Below are 14,258 nucleotides of genomic sequence, written 5' to 3'. Positions count from 1 at the left end.
TTTGCAACCGGTTTCGCCGGGAAGTGGGTACTTGTGCGAGCGTTACTGACGAAGATCGAGCAGGCGTCCCGGCTGGACCGGATTGGTGACCCGCTTCAGCGGGCGGTCCAGGCCACTCTTCGCCCGCGACGCATCCGCGACTTCCTGCACGGCGTCTGGCTGGGGCACCCGCTGCACCCGGCGCTGGTGCAGGTGCCGGTCGGCGCCTGGATCAGCACCGCCGTGCTGGACCTGATGCCGGGTCAGCGGCGCGCCGCCACCACGCTCTGCGCCGTCGGCACGGCCAGCGCCCTGCCGGCCGCCGTGGCCGGGCTCAACGACTGGGCGGCGCTCTCCCGGGACCAGCGGCGGATCGGCCTCGTGCACGCCACCTCCAACACGATCGGCCTGGCCTGCTACGCCGGCTCGGTGGCCGCGCGGCTCGCCGGCAACCACCGCCTCGGCCGTACGCTCGGCTGGCTCGGCCTCAGCGCGGCCAGCACGGGCGCGTACCTGGGCGGACACCTCGCGTACAAGCAGGGTGCCCAGGTCAACCAGAGCATCTCCGAGCTGCACCGGATGAGCGAGGGCTGGCACTCGATCGCCGACATGGCCGCGCTGCCGCAGCGCAAGCTGGTCACCCGGGAGATCGACGACGTGTCGGTGATCCTGTACCGGCACGGCGACGACGTCACCGTGATGCTGGAGCGCTGCCCGCACCAGAGCGGCCCGCTCGGCAAGGGCGAGGTGCAGGAGATCGACGGCCACGCCTGCGTCGTGTGCCCCTGGCACGGCAGCACGTTCCGTCTCAACGGTGGTGAGGTCGTGCACGGTCCGTCCGGGAACGACCAGGTGGTCCTCCCGACCCGCGTCGTCGAAGGCGTCCTGGAGGCCCGCCTCCCCTGACGGCGCGCCGCACCGGGCCACCATGATCGGATGATGGTGTGCCGGTCGACTCCCCGTGTACGGCCCGGCTGAGCATCATCCGATCGGCTGCGACCACCTCAGTCCCGGCGGTGCCGTCCCGTTGGCAGGTCCCGGTACCGCGCACTCGCCAGTGCGCCGCGGCTCCCCCCGACCCGGGCGGGGGCCGGGCGGCGGCGCAGGCCGAGGACGGCGCCGATCTGCGCGCCGATGATGCTCGACACGGCCAGGATCGCCGACACCGCGAGCGGCCGGTTCACCCGGTCGGGGTCGCCGGGCCGGGCCGCCCCCACGGTCATGACCGGCCCGTCCTCCGGGCTCTCCGCAGCTGGCTCGTCCGGAGTCGCCGGGGCAGACCGTTCCGGAGCCGGCCGTTCCGGAGCCGGCCGTTCCGGCACCGGCGCCGCCGGTCGCTGCCGCGTCGGGCGCGCGACCAGCCGACCGGTGGCGTGCGGGCGGACACCTCGGTCCTCGGCCTGCGCCGGCAGCCGCAGCAGTTGCCCCGGGTGGATGCGGTCCGGGTCGGCCAGCCGGTTGAGTCGGGCCAGCGTCCGGTACTCGCCGAAGCTGTCCAGGTACCGCTCGGCGATCGAGCCGAGGTGGTCACCCGTCGCCACGCGGTAGACCGGGGCCCGCCGGGCCGCGTCGGCGGGCGCGGTCCGGCCTGCGGTCGGCGCGCCGGCCTGGATCGCCGTCGGCGACGGGCCGACCCGCGCGATCCCGGTCGGTGGGCCCGCTGCCACCGCCGCCGCGCTCGCCGCCGCCGGGCTGGCGGCCAGGATCAGCGCGACGGATCCGACCAGGGCGGCGGCGGCCCGCTGCTGCCGGCTCATCCCGGGCAGCCGGGGCGCCGGTCGACGCAGCGCCAGCGCGCCCAACTCGACCAGGACCGACAGGGCGAAGGTGGCCCAGCCCGCCCAGCCGGCCAGCGCGAGCGCCCGCAGGAAGAGTTGCCCGTCGTCGCGGCTGGTCAGCACCGCGCCGACCTCGGCGAGCGTGGGCACCTGTTCCGGCAGCGGGTTGCCGGCCAGCGCGAGCAGCGCCACCGGCGCGCCGACCAGCAGTCCGCACAGCAGGACGAGCGCGCCGAACCCGGTGAGGACCCGTCCGACGGTACGAGCCGGTGTGGTCATGGCTGCCTTCCTTCCTACGGCGCGCCGGTGAGCGCCCGGGCGGTCGCCTCGCCGGAGACGGTGACGGTGTCGTCGAAGCCGACGAGGCCGAGCAGGGACCTCTGGTACGTGACGGTGACGCGGACCCGGACGACGGTCTCCCCGTCGACCACCGGGAAGCTGACGGTGTGGCTGGTGGCGCCGGCGGCGGCCAGGTAAGCGGCCACGGCACGCCGCGCCTGTGGTTGGTCGATCCGCTTCGGGCCGCCCTCGATCGCGGTGGCCCGGTCGATCGACTGGCCGCCGGCCCGGGCGGCCTCGGCGGCCAGGTTGTCGGCCCGCTGCAACGAGCGCAGCTGCCCGGCCCCGTCGAAAGCGAGCGCGACGACCGTCAGGATGCCGAGCGCGGTCACCGCCAGGAACACGCTGACCCGGCCCGAGTCGCCCCCGCGCCCGGCGGCGGTCATCCCCGACTCCGGTAGCGGTCCAGCGGCGACGTGAAACTCGCCGTGACCCGCTTGCCGGTGGGCATCCCGGGCACCACCGACAGTTGCAGGTCGGACAGGTCGACCGCGCAGGAGATCCGTACGGTGACCGAGGCGTTCTGGCCGACCGGGCTGCGGAACGCCGCGTCGAAGCTGGTCGGCCGGCCGTTCACGGAGCCGCTGAAGGCGACGGTGGGCGTACCGGCACAGTTGAGCCGGCGCCAGTCGAGCAGCCGGACGGCCGCGTCCCGGGCCTCCCGGCGGGCGGTGCCGGCGTCCCGGGAGATGGACGCGGCGCGCGCCGCGTCGTGGGCGGCGGCGTCGACGGCCTCGGCCGCCACCGCGGTACGCCCCGCGACGCCGCCCAGCACGAGCAGCGCGATGAAGGCCGGCGCGAGGATCGCCACCTCGACCGAGACGGAACCACGTTCGCGGCTCACGGCGTCGTCCACCGTTCCACCGTCCCGTGCGCGCTCTGGCGTACCGGGAAGTCCACGCCGGGGACGACGGAGAGCGAGCGGCCGCGGACCGTGCAGGTCACGTCGGTCGCGCTCGTCACGCAGCTCGGGCCGGGTGAGTCCCAGCCGACCAGCCAGCCGCCGGCCGCCGCCAGGAACCGCCGCGCGCGGGCCTCGCCGGCACCCGCCGGGGCCTGGTGCACCCGCTGCGCGTTGACCGCGCTCTGCGCGGCGTTCAGCGCGGTGGACCGGGCGACGAACCAGGCGGCGACCTGGATGGACCCGAAGAGCAGCACGAAGATCACCGGCATGACCACCGCCAGTTCCACGGGATTGGCGCCCCGGTCCGCACCGCCGAGCCGCTTGACCACGACGGCGCGCACGCCCGATCGCCGGACGGGGTCACCCGCCCGGCGACCGGCGGTCAGTTTCCGGTGCACCGGCTCAGGGCGCGGTCGGAATGGCGTTCATCCAGTTCTGCGCCCGGGCCGCGACCAGCGCGGTGACGGTGAGCGCGGCGGCGACGAGGCCGAAGATGATCACCGCGGTGGGGACGGGGCTGTCGCCCCGCTCGCCGTCGCGGCGCAGCTCGGCGAGCCGCGCGACCAGCGCGACGTGCAGGTACGTGATCAGGGTCATCGGGGTGCTCCTTCTCCGGGTGGCCGTCACAGACGGGCGACGAACGGGTACGTGGCGAAACCGAGCAGGACGAACACGAGCAGGGCGCCGGGAATGTCGAGGCGACTGGTCACCCCCTCCGCCCGGGCCAGGTTGTCGGTGCGGATCTGGTCGCGCAGGGAGTCGGCCCGGCTGCGCAGGGTCTCGTGCACCTGCGCCCCCTCGCTGCCGGACGCGCGCATGATCGCCCCCACGTCACCGAGTTCCGGGATGCCGATGCGGTCGGCGAGGTCCCGCAGCTCGTCCCAGGGGGAGTGCATCTGGAGCTGGGCGATCCGCAGCGACTCCCGGATCCGGTCGAAGACCCAGCCGTCGCACACCTCCGCCGCCCGCTCCAGGGACTGCACCGGGCCGTGCGCCGCGGAGAGCTGCAACGCCACCAGGTCGAGGTACGTGCAGACGGCCGCCCGGAACTCGTCGCGTGCCGCGTCGGCCTTCGCGAGCACCGCCCGATGGGCGAGTAGGACGCACACCAGGGCAAGGCCCAGGCTGCCCAGGACCGGTACGGCCACCGGCAGCCGTACGCCCAGGACGGTGAGCGCGACGCTCAGCAGGCTCGGTGCGGCGAGCCCGATCAGGGCGGACAGCAGCAGCGACAGGGCGTACTGCTCCGGTGTCCGGTCGAGCAGGGCGAGCTGCTGGTGCGGTGGCCGCAGCCAGCGGGCGAGTCCGGACAGCCACTCCAGCCGCCGGTCGGCCGGCGTGACCGCGCGGGCGCCGGGCGGTTGGTGCAGCCGCCGCAGCGCGGGCCCGAGCGCCGGGGTCGCCGGGACGAGTTCCCGGACCACCAGGAAGACACCGAGCCCGACCGCCGCCCCGGCGGCCACCGCGACGACGAGCTGCCAGTTCACGATCACCGGAGCCACCCTTCGTTCGCGACTGCGGGGCTCGCAAGCTCACTCCTCGCCCTCACGCGACCACCTCGTGCGGGTCGGGAGCGGGCAGGAAGCGGGCCGGCCGCTGGGGCTGGCTCATCGAGCGCACCCAGGCCAGCAGGCCGATGAAGGCCGCGCCGAGCACCGCCATGACGAGCTGCCCGACCGGGGTTCCGTACGGGCGGATGTAGTCGGTGTTGAGCAGGCCGTACGCGATCGTGGCCAGCGTCATGCCGGTGAGGAACCGGACCGCGAACCGGGGTTGGGTGCGCTTGGCCTCGACCTCCCGCCGGGTCGCCACCTCGGCGGCGGCGGCCGACGCGATCGAGCCGAGCACGTCGCCGAGGCGGTCGCCCCGGTCCGTGAGGTGCAGGATCAGCGCCGCCACCACCTGGTCGCACACCGGGTCGGCGATCTCGTCGGCGAACGCCAGCAGGGCGGGGCGGGCCAGCCAGCCGGCCTGGAGACGGGCGGCGAGCAGCCGTACCTCCTCCTGGATCTCCTCCGGCGCGGTGGCGACGGTGCCGGTGATCGCGGCCTGGAGGCCCTGGCCGGTGGCGGAGACGTCCTTGAGCCGGCGGGTCCACTCGCCGACCGCCTCGATCCGGGCGATGGCCCGCTGCTCGGCCCGGCCGACGGAGAAGAGCCAGGGGGCGCCCGGCACCGCCACGGCGACCAGCAGTCCGACCACCGGCAGCCCGGTGACCAGGAAGGCCAGCGCGCCGGCCACCACCGCGCCGACCAGCAGCGCCTGGTGGGCGCGCTGCTCGTGAGGGGTGGCCCCGGAGCCGCGCCAGAGCCGGCCGAGTCCCGGCCCGGCGCCCGGGGCGGGTCCCGACGGCCGGCGGGTGCCGACGATCGCGACGACGGCCAGCAGCAGCCCGGCCACGCTGGCGGCGCCGGAGGCGACCGCGACGAGTTCGATGTCGACCACCGGGCTCACCGCCGGCCCAGCCGGGTCTGCCGGGGTCGCCGCCAGGCCCCGGTGCCGGCCTCGATCCACCGGCTCAGCAGCCGGGTGTCGTAGCCGACCCGGAGGAGCTGGGTGCGGATCCGCTCCGGCAGGTGCCGGGGGACCGCCCGCCCGTCCGGTCCCGGCCCGAAGACGGTGGTGGTGGCGATGCGGCTGCCCTCGGCAACGCCGATCACCTCCTCGACGTGCGAGACGAATCGGTGCTTGCGGCCGCCGATCGCGGTCTCGTCCTCGACGGTGACGTAGACGATCAGGTCGAGCGCGTTGCCGGCCATCCGCCGGGCCTGGTCGACCGTCATCTCCCGGCCGTGCGCCAGCGCCAACTCGACGATCCGCTCGCCGACGCCGGCCGGCGTCCGGGCGTGGATGGTGCACATCGAGCCGCGGCTGGTCGTCATCGCCTGGAGCATCGGCACGATCTCCCGGGACCGGACCTCGCCGACGATGATCCGCAGCACGCCCATCCGCAGCGAGAGCGGGATCAGGTCGGCGATGCTGACCTCACCGGCCGGCCGTCCGTCCGGCCCCCGCTCGCCGTGCCCCTCCCGGGCCTCGAAGCTCATCACCGCCCGGTGCCGGTGCCCACGACGGGCGGGCAGCAGCTCGCGGCTCTCCTCCAGCAGCACGTACGGCTCGTCCGGCGGGATCTCGTTCATCAGCGCCCGGATGACCGTCGTCTTCCCGGCTCCGGCCAGGCCGGCGACCATGATGTTGAGCCCGGCGCGCATCGCCGAGCGGAGGAAGTCGCTCAGCAACGGGTCGATCATCTCGTCCAGGTCGGCCCTGGCGCCGGCGATGTCGTCCAGGCTCACGTCGAGCGTGTTGTGCTTGCGGATCACCGCGTACGGGCGGTGGCTGACCAGGAACACCGCGGCGAGCCGGCTGCCGTCGGGCAGTTGCAGGTCGAGGGTGGGCTTCGACGTCGAGAGGGAGCGCTCGGTGGCGCCCGCCCGCCGGGCCGCCGCCTGGAGGATCTCCACCAGCTCGTCGTCGCTGTCGGCGATCGGCTCGGCCCAGTCGACGCCGCCGCCGTGCCGGGTGATGCGCACCTGGTCGCAGCCGAGGATGTGCACCTCCTCGATGGTCTCGTCGACCAGCAGGGTCTGGAGGCGGCCGAGCCCGGCCAGTTCGGCGGTGACCTGGTCCAGCAGGAGACGCTCCTCGCCGGCCGCCATCGGGGTGCCGGCCCGGCGGACCGCGTCCGCGTACTCGGAGACGACCGCGACCGCCAGCCGGGCGCGCTCGGTGTCCTCGGCGTCGGCGTCGAACTCCCGGCCGCGCTGCCAGAGGGTGAGCCGTTCGCTGAGCTCCCGGCGCAGCTCGCGGACCACCTGGAAGTCCACCCTCGGGCGCGGGGGTGCCTCCGGCGGCGGTGCGGCGACCGGCGCCGGATGGTGCCGGCCGTTCGGCGGGGGCAGGGGTGGTGCGATCGACGTGGCGGTGGGCGCGTGCCGGCGGGGGTCGGCGGAGACCGGTTCAAAGCGCATCCGGCACCCCCTGCGGCACCGGCCAGGACAGGCGGGCCCGCCGCCGGTCCAGCAACGCCCCGACCGGCACCTCCAGCGCGCTCGCCGCCCGCATCAGCGGCCGTCCGGCCCGCACGGTGCCGCCGAGGGCCAGCACCCCGGCGGTACGCGGATCGTGCGGCAGCCGTGCGATGACCGGCAGCCGCAGGGCCTTGCTGACCTCGCCGCGCCGGTGCCCGTCGCCGACCAGCAGCAGTCGCAGCGAGCCCGGGGGCACCCGGTGCTCGGCGAAGTCCCGCTCGACCGCCTGGACCAGGGCCCGGGTGGCGGACAGGTCCGGCAGCCGGGCGCCGGTGACCACCAGCACCACCGAGGCGGCGCGCAGGATCGGCCAGGGCGGACCGGCCACGTGCAGGCGTCCACAGTCGACGAGCACGTCGTACGGGGGGTCGCCGCGGTCCAGCCCGGTGAAAAAGTCGGCGAACCGCTGCCACAGCGGGATGACACTGCCCGCCTGCGCGGGATCGACCACGCCCGGCAGCAGCAGCCGTTCCCGCTTCGGGGCGTCCAGGTCGACCAGCTGCGACCAGAACGCCGTCTCCAGGTTGCCGTCGCGCAACTCGCCGACGGCCAGCTCGCCGATGCCCCGGGGCCCGTCCAGCGCGCCGCCCAGGTAGCCGGCGAGCACCGACCCGCCGGCCGGGTCGCACTCGGCCAGCACCAGCCGCCGGTGCCAGGTCAACGCGCAGGCCAGCGCGGAGGTGGTGACGCCCGGCGAGCCCTTGGCGGCGACCAGCGCGATGATCGCCATGCTCAGGCCACCTCGGTGAGGGCGACGGCGAGGCGTTCCTGTGCCTCCAGCGCCGCCACCGCCGGTACGTCCCGGACGGGGAGCGTCACGTAGACCACGACCTCGTCGTCGTCCTCGTTGGTCGTCGTGTCGATGACGGTGGCCTCGAAGCGGGTGACACCGACGACCGGCCGGTCGTCGTTCCCGCCCGGCGTGCTGACCAGCAGCACCTTGTCGCCGGGGTGCAGCTTGCGGGCCGGCACCTGGGACGGCTCGAGACCCAGCGAGAGCTGCTGCTGCCCGGGGCCGAGCAAGGGCTCGTCGGTGAGCTGGTCCATGGTCAGCAACGTCCCGGGCACGAGCGACACCTTCGCCCGCTTGCCGACCACGTCGTCCCGCCGTCCCACCGGCACCGGGGCGAGCCCCTGGCCGCCGGCCACCTGCACGGCCACCAGGTCGTCCGCGCCGATCGTCCGGCCGACCTCGACCGGGCGGGCCACCGCCAGGTAGCTGCCGGTGGCGCGGACCGAGGTGACGGCGAACGCCGCCCCGAGCCCGCCGAGTGCGATCAGCAGGACGGCCAGGCCCAGCAGTCCGGGACGCATCCGGCGTTGCCGGACCACCCGGGGCGGGGCAACCGGTGCGTCCACCGGTCCGGTTCCGTTGCGCGTCGCGAGGCTCACTCCGCCACCACCTGTAGTTCGTCGATCTGGATCGGGACCGTGCCGCTCGTCCGGGTGACCGGGATGACGCCGCTCTCGCCGCCACCGCTCCAGGTCACCGACCAGTACGTGGTGGCACCGACCCGGTACGTCCCGGCCTTCGGGTAGCCGCTGTGGTAGCCGCAGTCGGGGGAGCGCTTCCCGGCGTGCGCCCCGGTGGAGCTGTACGGCGTGCCGGGACCGGCGCAGGTCACCCGGACCCCGTTGCCCATGTCCCAGACGATCCGGTCGACCCGCGCCTCGATGGAGACGGTCAGCCCCCGGTCGGAGGCGGACGCGCGCAGCGGGCCGAAGTAGTTGTCACCCCGGCTGGCCCACATCCACACCGGCAGCCCGACGAGCCCGGGGCCGATCTGCCGGCGCGGCGCGATCGCCACCCGAGGCGGGAGCAGCCGGATCGAGGCGAGCGCCCGCCGAGCCAGCTCCTCCGGGTCGGGCGGGGCGCCGTAACCGGGTGGCGGCGAGTCGCGCAGCTCCAGCCGCTGCGAGCCGAGGTCGCCGCCGTTGCAGGTCAGCACGTACCACTGGTGGCCGGCCGGAGTGTCGGCCGGCTGCGGCTCGGCGAGCTTGTAGTAGCAGCCGTCGCCGTTGTTGAACCAGCCGAGCACCTCGTCGTAGCAGGGGATCGTGCGGCCGTTCCACTGGCACGTGCCGCCACCGTCGCCTCCGTCGCCCCCACCGCCGTCCCCGCCGCCCGGTCCGCCGGGTCCGCCGCCCGGAGTGCCCGGGTCGTCGTCCCAGACGTTGCAGTCGTGCTGCCCGGGCGGGCACTCCGCGCCGGGCGGGTCGGCCCAGCCCACGGCCGGCACGGTGGCAGCCGCGAGCGCAGCGGCCAGGGCCAGCCCGCCGAGCGCGGTGCGACGCGACCTCGCACCCCCGGTCAGCACGGCTGGTCCTCGTGGGAGGCGCCGGCGCTGATCAGCCAGCGGCCGTCGGGGTAGCGGGTGGCGGTCGCGGTGGCCAGATGCCGGGTCCCCCGGCTGCCCGGCACCACCCGCTTGTCCCGGGCATAGATCAGCCGCCAGCCGGTCGCGTCCAGGCAGTCCTGGATCTCCACCGTGGGCGGGACGGCGTCCAGGTCGACGGAGGTCACGGTCGGGTCCGACACCAGCGTCCCGACGCGTACGGCGCCGTGCTCCTTGGCCGTCCGAATGGCAAGCCGGACCCGGGTCAACAAGGGATCAGCGAGGAATGTGGACAGTTCCGGATGGTGCGGATCGCTGCGTCCGCTCGCCTTCCGCGACGCGGCGAGATATCCGGAATACGCGGTGAGCGCCAATTTCCGGGCGGTCTGTTCGTCGCCGCCGGATCGTACGCGGGCGGGTGCCGTGCCATCGGCCGCCGTCGCGGTGGTCGCTCCCCGGTCGGTGCCGCAGCCCGCCGCGGCACCGAGCACCGCGACCGTCGCCAGGTACGTCGCAACGCCCCTGAGCTGCCGTCCTCGCACTGTCGCGCCTCCTCGTCGGACTCCCGGCGGCCGGTGTCCCCGGCTGGTCCGGGCATGCGGAAGCGCGGCCGAATGACCACATCCGGACCCTGTGGAAAAGCGCATCCGCATTTACCGTGACTGATCTTTACAAATGCAAATCCCTGTGCCGTCCCGGTTGAATGATCGAGGGTTGCATCGCACCCAAGGGGCGAGCATAGGCTGACGTCCGCCGATGCAACAGAGGCAATTCAAGCGAATACTCTGCGTGATGAAGGGTGGTGGCGGCCGGTGGTGGCGGTCAGGTTGCCGGCCGGTGGCCGGCGGGCGGGTGTCCGTCTCGTGCGCGGGCGGTGCCGCGGTCGCCGGATGGAGGGGCGTGCGGGCCGCGTCGCCGGGAGGAGTGGGGGTGAACGACGGCTCGCGCCCGGTTTGCCCCCCGGGTCGGGCGGGCCGGCCACCGTCTGCCGGCCGTCGACGCCGGGACCGGGTGACCGTTCGGCCGGGCGTCCGGTCCGATGTGGAGGTAAGCCCCGGATCCGGAGCGGCCGTTACAGCAAGGCGAGCCTATGGCTACCCAGCGTGGTCGTGCCGGCAGGTTCGGCATGACCGTGACCGCCCCCCGCCGCGTCGGTCCCGCCTCGCTGCTCGCCGTCCTCACGCTCATTCCAGTGCTCCGGCTGGCGGTGTTGCGGCACGCCGTACCCCCCGGGTCCGCGCCACGGCGCGGTTGCGACGCCTGCGGCGCCCCGATCAACCTGGACCGCCCGTGGCCGGCGCTCGGACCGCGCGCGCGGTGCGGGCGGTGCGCGGCGCGGGTGGGGCCGCCGCCCGGCGCCGTGGAAGCCGCCACGGTCGCGGCCGTCGTGGTGCTCCTGCTGGTCGGGTCGCCGGTCGCCGAGCTGGCCGCGGTGGCGTGGTGGCTCGGCTGGGCGGTGCCGCTCGTCTTCGTGGACGCGGCGGTGCACCGGCTGCCCGACCGGCTGACCGGGCCCGCGGCGCTCGGCACGTGGCTTCTGCTCGGGCTGGCCGGGGCCCTCGGTGCCGGGTACGCGCCGTGGCTGCGCGCCACCGCCGCCGGCCTCGGGCTGGGGCTCCTGCTCGCCGCCACCACCCTCCTGCTCGGCCGGCGCGGCCCCGGCCTCGGCGACGCCAAGCTGGCGGTGGGGGCGGGCCTGCTGCTCGGCTGGCACGGGTGGGCCGTCCCGGTGCTGGGGCTGCTGCTCGCGTTCGCGCTGTCCGGCGCGGCGGCCCTGGTGCTGCTGGCGACCGGACGGATCCGCTGGTCCGGCCACCTGCCCTTCGGCCCGTTCCTGGTGCTGGGAACGACCGTCACCCTGATCCTGATGCCGTGACGCGGTGCGGTGGTGCGTTTGGTGGGGGGCCGGCGGTGGAAACTGTGACGGTTCCTGATCCGCGCAGCCACGGGAGGTGTCGTGCCGTACATCGCCGACCGGCCGCCGACGGTGCCCGGGACGGAGGGCGACGAGCGCTGGCGGGTCCGGCGCACCGCGGAGGACGCCGACCGGCTCGCCGAGACCGAGTCGGTCTTCGCGTTGTCGAACGGGTGGATCGGCTGGCGCGGCACCCTCGACGAGGGCGAGCCGTACGGGATGCCGGGCACCTACCTCAACGGGTTCCACGAGCGGCGGCAACTCCGCTACCCCGAGGAGGGGTACGAGTTCCCGCAGCTCAGCGACACGGTGATCAGCGCACCGAACGCCACCCTGATCGGCCTCTGGGTCGGCGGGGAGCGGCTGGACCTGCGCACCGGCACGATCCGGGTCCACGACCGCGTCCTCGACCTGCGGGCCGGCGTGGTCGAGCGGCACACCGAGTGGGAGTCCCCGGCCGGGCACGGCGTACGGGTCCACAGTGTCCGGCTGGTGTCGCTGCCCCGCCGGGCGATCGCCGCCGTCCGCTGGACCGTCGAACCGCTGGACGTGCCGGTCGAGATCCGGGTCTGCTCCGACCTGGTCGCCAACGAACGGGTGCCGGAACGCTCCGCCGATCCCCGGGCCGCCGCGGTGATCCCCGACCCGCTGACCGCCGAGTACCGCCGCGTCGACGGCCGCGACGGCGTCCTCGTGCACCGCACCGAGCGCAGCGCGGAGCGGGTCGCCGTGGCCGTGGCGCACGAGGTCGACGCGCCGGACGGGTTCGCGTCCGGGCTCGACGAGAGCCCCGACCGGCTGCGCCTCGCCCTCACCGGGACGCTGCGCCCCGGCGAACGGCTGCGAGTGACGAAGTACGCCGCGTACGAGTGCGAGCCGGTCGACGACACGGACCCGGCACCCCTCGCGGACCTGGTCGTCGCGGAGGTCGGTGCCGCCCGCGCGGAGGGCTTCGACGCGCTGCTCGCCGCCCAGCGCGCGGCCCTCGACGCCGCCTGGGAGACCGCCGACGTCGAGTTGGACTGCGACGACGAGTTGCAACAGGCCATCCGCTTCGCGGTGTTCCACCTGATCCAGGCCGGCCGCCCGGACGGCGACCGGACGATCCCCGCCAAGGGGCTGACCGGCAACGGGTACGACGGCCACGTGCTCTGGGACACCGAGGGCTACGTGCTGTCGGTGCTCACGTACCTGGCCCCGGGCGTGGCCCGCTCGGCGCTGCGCTGGCGGCACGCGCACCTGACCGAGGCGCGGGAACGTGCGGCGGAGCTGCGGCTGACCGGCGCCACCTTCCCGTGGCGGACCATCGGCGGCCGGGAGTGCTCCGGCTACTGGCCCGCGGGCACCGCCGGCCTGCACGTCAACGCCGACATCGCCGACGCGGTCCTGCGGTACGTCGCGGCCACCGGCGACGCGGCGTTCCTCGCCGAGACCGGGCTGGAGCTGCTGGTGGAGACCGCCCGGCTCTGGCGCGGCTACGGGCACTTCGGCGACGACGGCGCCTTCCACCTGCACGGGGTGACCGGCCCGGACGAGTACACCGCACTGGTCGACGACAACGTCTTCACCAACCTGATGGCCCGGCGCAACCTGCGCGGCGCCGCCGACGCGACCGAGCGGCACCCGGAGGTGGCGGCCCGGCTCGGCGTCGACCCGGCCGAGGTCGCCGGCTGGCGGGCCGCCGCGGACGCGATGCACGTCCCGTACGACCGCAAGCGGGGCGTGCACCAGCAGTCGGCCGGGTTCACCGATCTGCCCGAGTGGGACTTCACGAACACCTCGGACGACGACTACCCGTTGCTGCTGCACTATCCGTACCTGGAGCTGTACCGCAAGCAGGTGGTGAAGCAGGCCGACCTGGTGCTGGCCATGCAGCGCTGCCCCGGCGAGTTCACCGCCGACGAGAAGGCGCGCAACGTCGCGTACTACGAGGCCCGGACCGTCCGGGACTCGTCGCTCTCGGCCTCCCCGCAGGCCGTGCTCGCCGCCGAGGTCGGGCACCTCGACCTGGCGTACGACCTGTTCGCCGAGTCCGTTCTGCAGGACCTCGCGGACCTCGGTGACAAGACCGCCGACGGGCTGCACTTGGCGTCGCTGGCCGGTGCGTGGCTGGCGCTGGTGCAGGGCTTCGGCGGGCTGCGCGACGACCGCGGCGTGCTCTCCTTCGACCCGCGGCTGCCCACGGCGATCCGGCGGCTCGCCTTCTGCCTGCGCTGGCACGGCCACCGGCTCTCGGTGACGCTGACCGCCGACGCGGCCCGCTACGAACTCCCCGACGCGGGGCCGGACACGACCGTCGAGCTGTGGCACCACGGCGAACAGGTCCGCCTGACCGGCGGGGGCGTGGTGACCCGCCGGATGCCCCCGATCCCCGACCCCGGCCCCGAACCGCCCAGCCCACCCCACCGCCGCCCGGCCCGCCGCGCCACGCCCTAGTTGTCCAGGTCCCCGTGCCGTGGCTGTGCCGGCACGGTCAACGCTGCCCGGTCTCGGCCATCCGCTGGCGGACCTCCTCCAGCGCCTCGAACGCGTACGCCCAGTTGTGGCACTTGAAGCTGCGCAGCCCCTCGATCGGCGTACGGCAGTCGGCGCAGCGCACGCCCGCGAGGGCGTCCGGAATCTCGGTGTTGACGAACTTGCGGTCGCCCAGGATGACCGTCGCGATCATCATCCGGTCGTGCACCCCGGCCAGCGCGGAGTTGACGATGTCGTACCAGTTGACCCGTCGACCGCACTTCGGGCAGTCCGGCTCGTCACCGCTCACCCACAGCGGCGCGCCGATGCTGCGCGGGGGCATGCCGAGCAGCTTCTCGATCCGGCGTACGTCGGACTCGCCGGTCGTCCAGCGGTGCCGCCCCGGCAGCGAGGCCGGCGAGTCGTAGACGGCGCGGAACAGGACCGGGTCGACCTCCACGGTCTCGCGGTGACGGGTCATCGGCGTCCCTCCTCGGCAGTCGGTGCCCCACCGTCCTGCCA

Annotated in this window: 16 protein-coding genes; 3 read left to right on the top strand and 13 right to left on the bottom strand. The window is 74.8% G+C overall.

Annotated elements, in window-relative coordinates; all coding sequences use genetic code 11:
* The first annotated feature begins 33 nt into the window (after window positions 1-33).
* Entirely contained in the window at window positions 34-885 is an 852-nt protein-coding gene (locus ACTMS0_RS03695; RefSeq protein ID WP_441153637.1) for a Rieske 2Fe-2S domain-containing protein, read from the top strand.
* 98 nt (window positions 886-983) lie between these two features.
* Here ACTMS0_RS03695 and ACTMS0_RS03690 read toward each other — a convergent pair whose 3' ends face one another.
* From ACTMS0_RS03690 to ACTMS0_RS03635, 12 genes are read right to left on the bottom strand one after another with little or no spacing between them, the layout of a single operon-like run.
* The gene (locus ACTMS0_RS03690) at window positions 984-2,036 is read right to left on the bottom strand and encodes a LysM peptidoglycan-binding domain-containing protein (protein ID WP_441153636.1); all 1,053 of its coding nucleotides are present in this window, start codon (window positions 2,034-2,036) and stop codon (window positions 984-986) included.
* 14 nt (window positions 2,037-2,050) lie between these two features.
* Entirely contained in the window at window positions 2,051-2,482 is a 432-nt protein-coding gene (locus tag ACTMS0_RS03685; protein ID WP_441153635.1) for a pilus assembly protein TadG-related protein, read from the bottom strand.
* Window positions 2,479-2,952 carry a TadE/TadG family type IV pilus assembly protein gene (locus ACTMS0_RS03680; protein WP_441153634.1) on the bottom strand — a complete coding sequence of 158 codons (474 nt, stop codon included), beginning with the start codon at window positions 2,950-2,952 and terminating at the stop codon, window positions 2,479-2,481. Before ACTMS0_RS03680 ends, ACTMS0_RS03685 begins: the two co-directional genes overlap by 4 nt.
* Window positions 2,937-3,386, bottom strand: coding sequence for a TadE/TadG family type IV pilus assembly protein (locus ACTMS0_RS03675; RefSeq protein WP_441154002.1), 450 nt, complete (start codon window positions 3,384-3,386; stop codon window positions 2,937-2,939). The genes ACTMS0_RS03680 and ACTMS0_RS03675 overlap by 16 nt, the downstream gene beginning before the upstream one ends.
* Window positions 3,387-3,402: 16 nt before the next feature.
* Entirely contained in the window at window positions 3,403-3,597 is a 195-nt protein-coding gene (locus ACTMS0_RS03670) for a hypothetical protein (protein ID WP_441153633.1), read from the bottom strand.
* A gap of 26 nt (window positions 3,598-3,623) precedes the next feature.
* Complete coding sequence (locus tag ACTMS0_RS03665; RefSeq protein ID WP_441154001.1) at window positions 3,624-4,490, bottom strand: type II secretion system F family protein; 867 nt, start codon at window positions 4,488-4,490, stop codon at window positions 3,624-3,626.
* Between the two features lie 55 nt (window positions 4,491-4,545).
* On the bottom strand, window positions 4,546-5,490 hold the full coding sequence (locus ACTMS0_RS03660; protein WP_441154000.1) for a type II secretion system F family protein: 945 nt from the start codon (window positions 5,488-5,490) through the stop codon (window positions 4,546-4,548).
* Window positions 5,451-6,971 (bottom strand): CpaF family protein, encoded by a 1,521-nt coding sequence (locus ACTMS0_RS03655; RefSeq protein ID WP_441153632.1) that lies wholly within the window; start codon window positions 6,969-6,971, stop codon window positions 5,451-5,453. Before ACTMS0_RS03655 ends, ACTMS0_RS03660 begins: the two co-directional genes overlap by 40 nt.
* Window positions 6,961-7,761 (bottom strand): ParA family protein, encoded by an 801-nt coding sequence (locus tag ACTMS0_RS03650; protein WP_441153631.1) that lies wholly within the window; start codon window positions 7,759-7,761, stop codon window positions 6,961-6,963. Before ACTMS0_RS03650 ends, ACTMS0_RS03655 begins: the two co-directional genes overlap by 11 nt.
* A 2-nt stretch (window positions 7,762-7,763) precedes the next feature.
* Window positions 7,764-8,423, bottom strand: a complete 660-nt coding sequence (locus ACTMS0_RS03645; RefSeq protein WP_441153630.1) for an SAF domain-containing protein — start codon at window positions 8,421-8,423, stop codon at window positions 7,764-7,766.
* Window positions 8,420-9,349: a hypothetical protein gene (locus ACTMS0_RS03640; RefSeq protein WP_441153629.1), complete on the bottom strand. Its 930-nt coding sequence runs from the start codon at window positions 9,347-9,349 to the stop codon at window positions 8,420-8,422. Before ACTMS0_RS03640 ends, ACTMS0_RS03645 begins: the two co-directional genes overlap by 4 nt.
* On the bottom strand, window positions 9,343-9,909 hold the full coding sequence (locus ACTMS0_RS03635; protein WP_441153628.1) for a hypothetical protein: 567 nt from the start codon (window positions 9,907-9,909) through the stop codon (window positions 9,343-9,345). Before ACTMS0_RS03635 ends, ACTMS0_RS03640 begins: the two co-directional genes overlap by 7 nt.
* Before the next feature lie 584 nt (window positions 9,910-10,493).
* Here ACTMS0_RS03635 and ACTMS0_RS03630 point away from each other — a divergent pair.
* Window positions 10,494-11,243, top strand: coding sequence for a prepilin peptidase (locus tag ACTMS0_RS03630; protein WP_441153627.1), 750 nt, complete (start codon window positions 10,494-10,496; stop codon window positions 11,241-11,243).
* A gap of 81 nt (window positions 11,244-11,324) precedes the next feature.
* On the top strand, window positions 11,325-13,718 hold the full coding sequence (locus tag ACTMS0_RS03625) for a glycoside hydrolase family 65 protein (RefSeq protein ID WP_441153626.1): 2,394 nt from the start codon (window positions 11,325-11,327) through the stop codon (window positions 13,716-13,718).
* Window positions 13,719-13,755: 37 nt separating this feature from the next.
* Here ACTMS0_RS03625 and ACTMS0_RS03620 read toward each other — a convergent pair whose 3' ends face one another.
* Window positions 13,756-14,217 (bottom strand): hypothetical protein, encoded by a 462-nt coding sequence (locus tag ACTMS0_RS03620; protein WP_441153625.1) that lies wholly within the window; start codon window positions 14,215-14,217, stop codon window positions 13,756-13,758.
* Window positions 14,218-14,258 lie beyond the last annotated feature (41 nt).

The sequence above is a fragment of the Micromonospora sp. H33 genome, from assembly GCF_052068455.1.
Classification (GTDB): domain Bacteria; phylum Actinomycetota; class Actinomycetes; order Mycobacteriales; family Micromonosporaceae; genus Micromonospora.
This window is presented reverse-complemented; position numbering and strand designations above follow the sequence as displayed.

Bases quoted from the DNA above. Each gene is read 5' to 3' on its own strand.
- ACTMS0_RS03690 (WP_441153636.1), bottom strand. From the start codon at position 2,036: ATGACCACACCGGCTCGTACCGTCGGACGGGTCCTCACCGGGTTCGGC.
- ACTMS0_RS03620 (WP_441153625.1), bottom strand. From the start codon at position 14,217: ATGACCCGTCACCGCGAGACCGTGGAGGTCGACCCGGTCCTGTTCCGC.
- ACTMS0_RS03685 (WP_441153635.1), bottom strand. From the start codon at position 2,482: ATGACCGCCGCCGGGCGCGGGGGCGACTCGGGCCGGGTCAGCGTGTTC.
- ACTMS0_RS03670 (WP_441153633.1), bottom strand. From the start codon at position 3,597: ATGACCCTGATCACGTACCTGCACGTCGCGCTGGTCGCGCGGCTCGCC.
- ACTMS0_RS03630 (WP_441153627.1), top strand. From the start codon at position 10,494: ATGACCGTGACCGCCCCCCGCCGCGTCGGTCCCGCCTCGCTGCTCGCC.
- ACTMS0_RS03655 (WP_441153632.1), bottom strand. From the start codon at position 6,971: ATGCGCTTTGAACCGGTCTCCGCCGACCCCCGCCGGCACGCGCCCACC.
- ACTMS0_RS03650 (WP_441153631.1), bottom strand. From the start codon at position 7,761: ATGGCGATCATCGCGCTGGTCGCCGCCAAGGGCTCGCCGGGCGTCACC.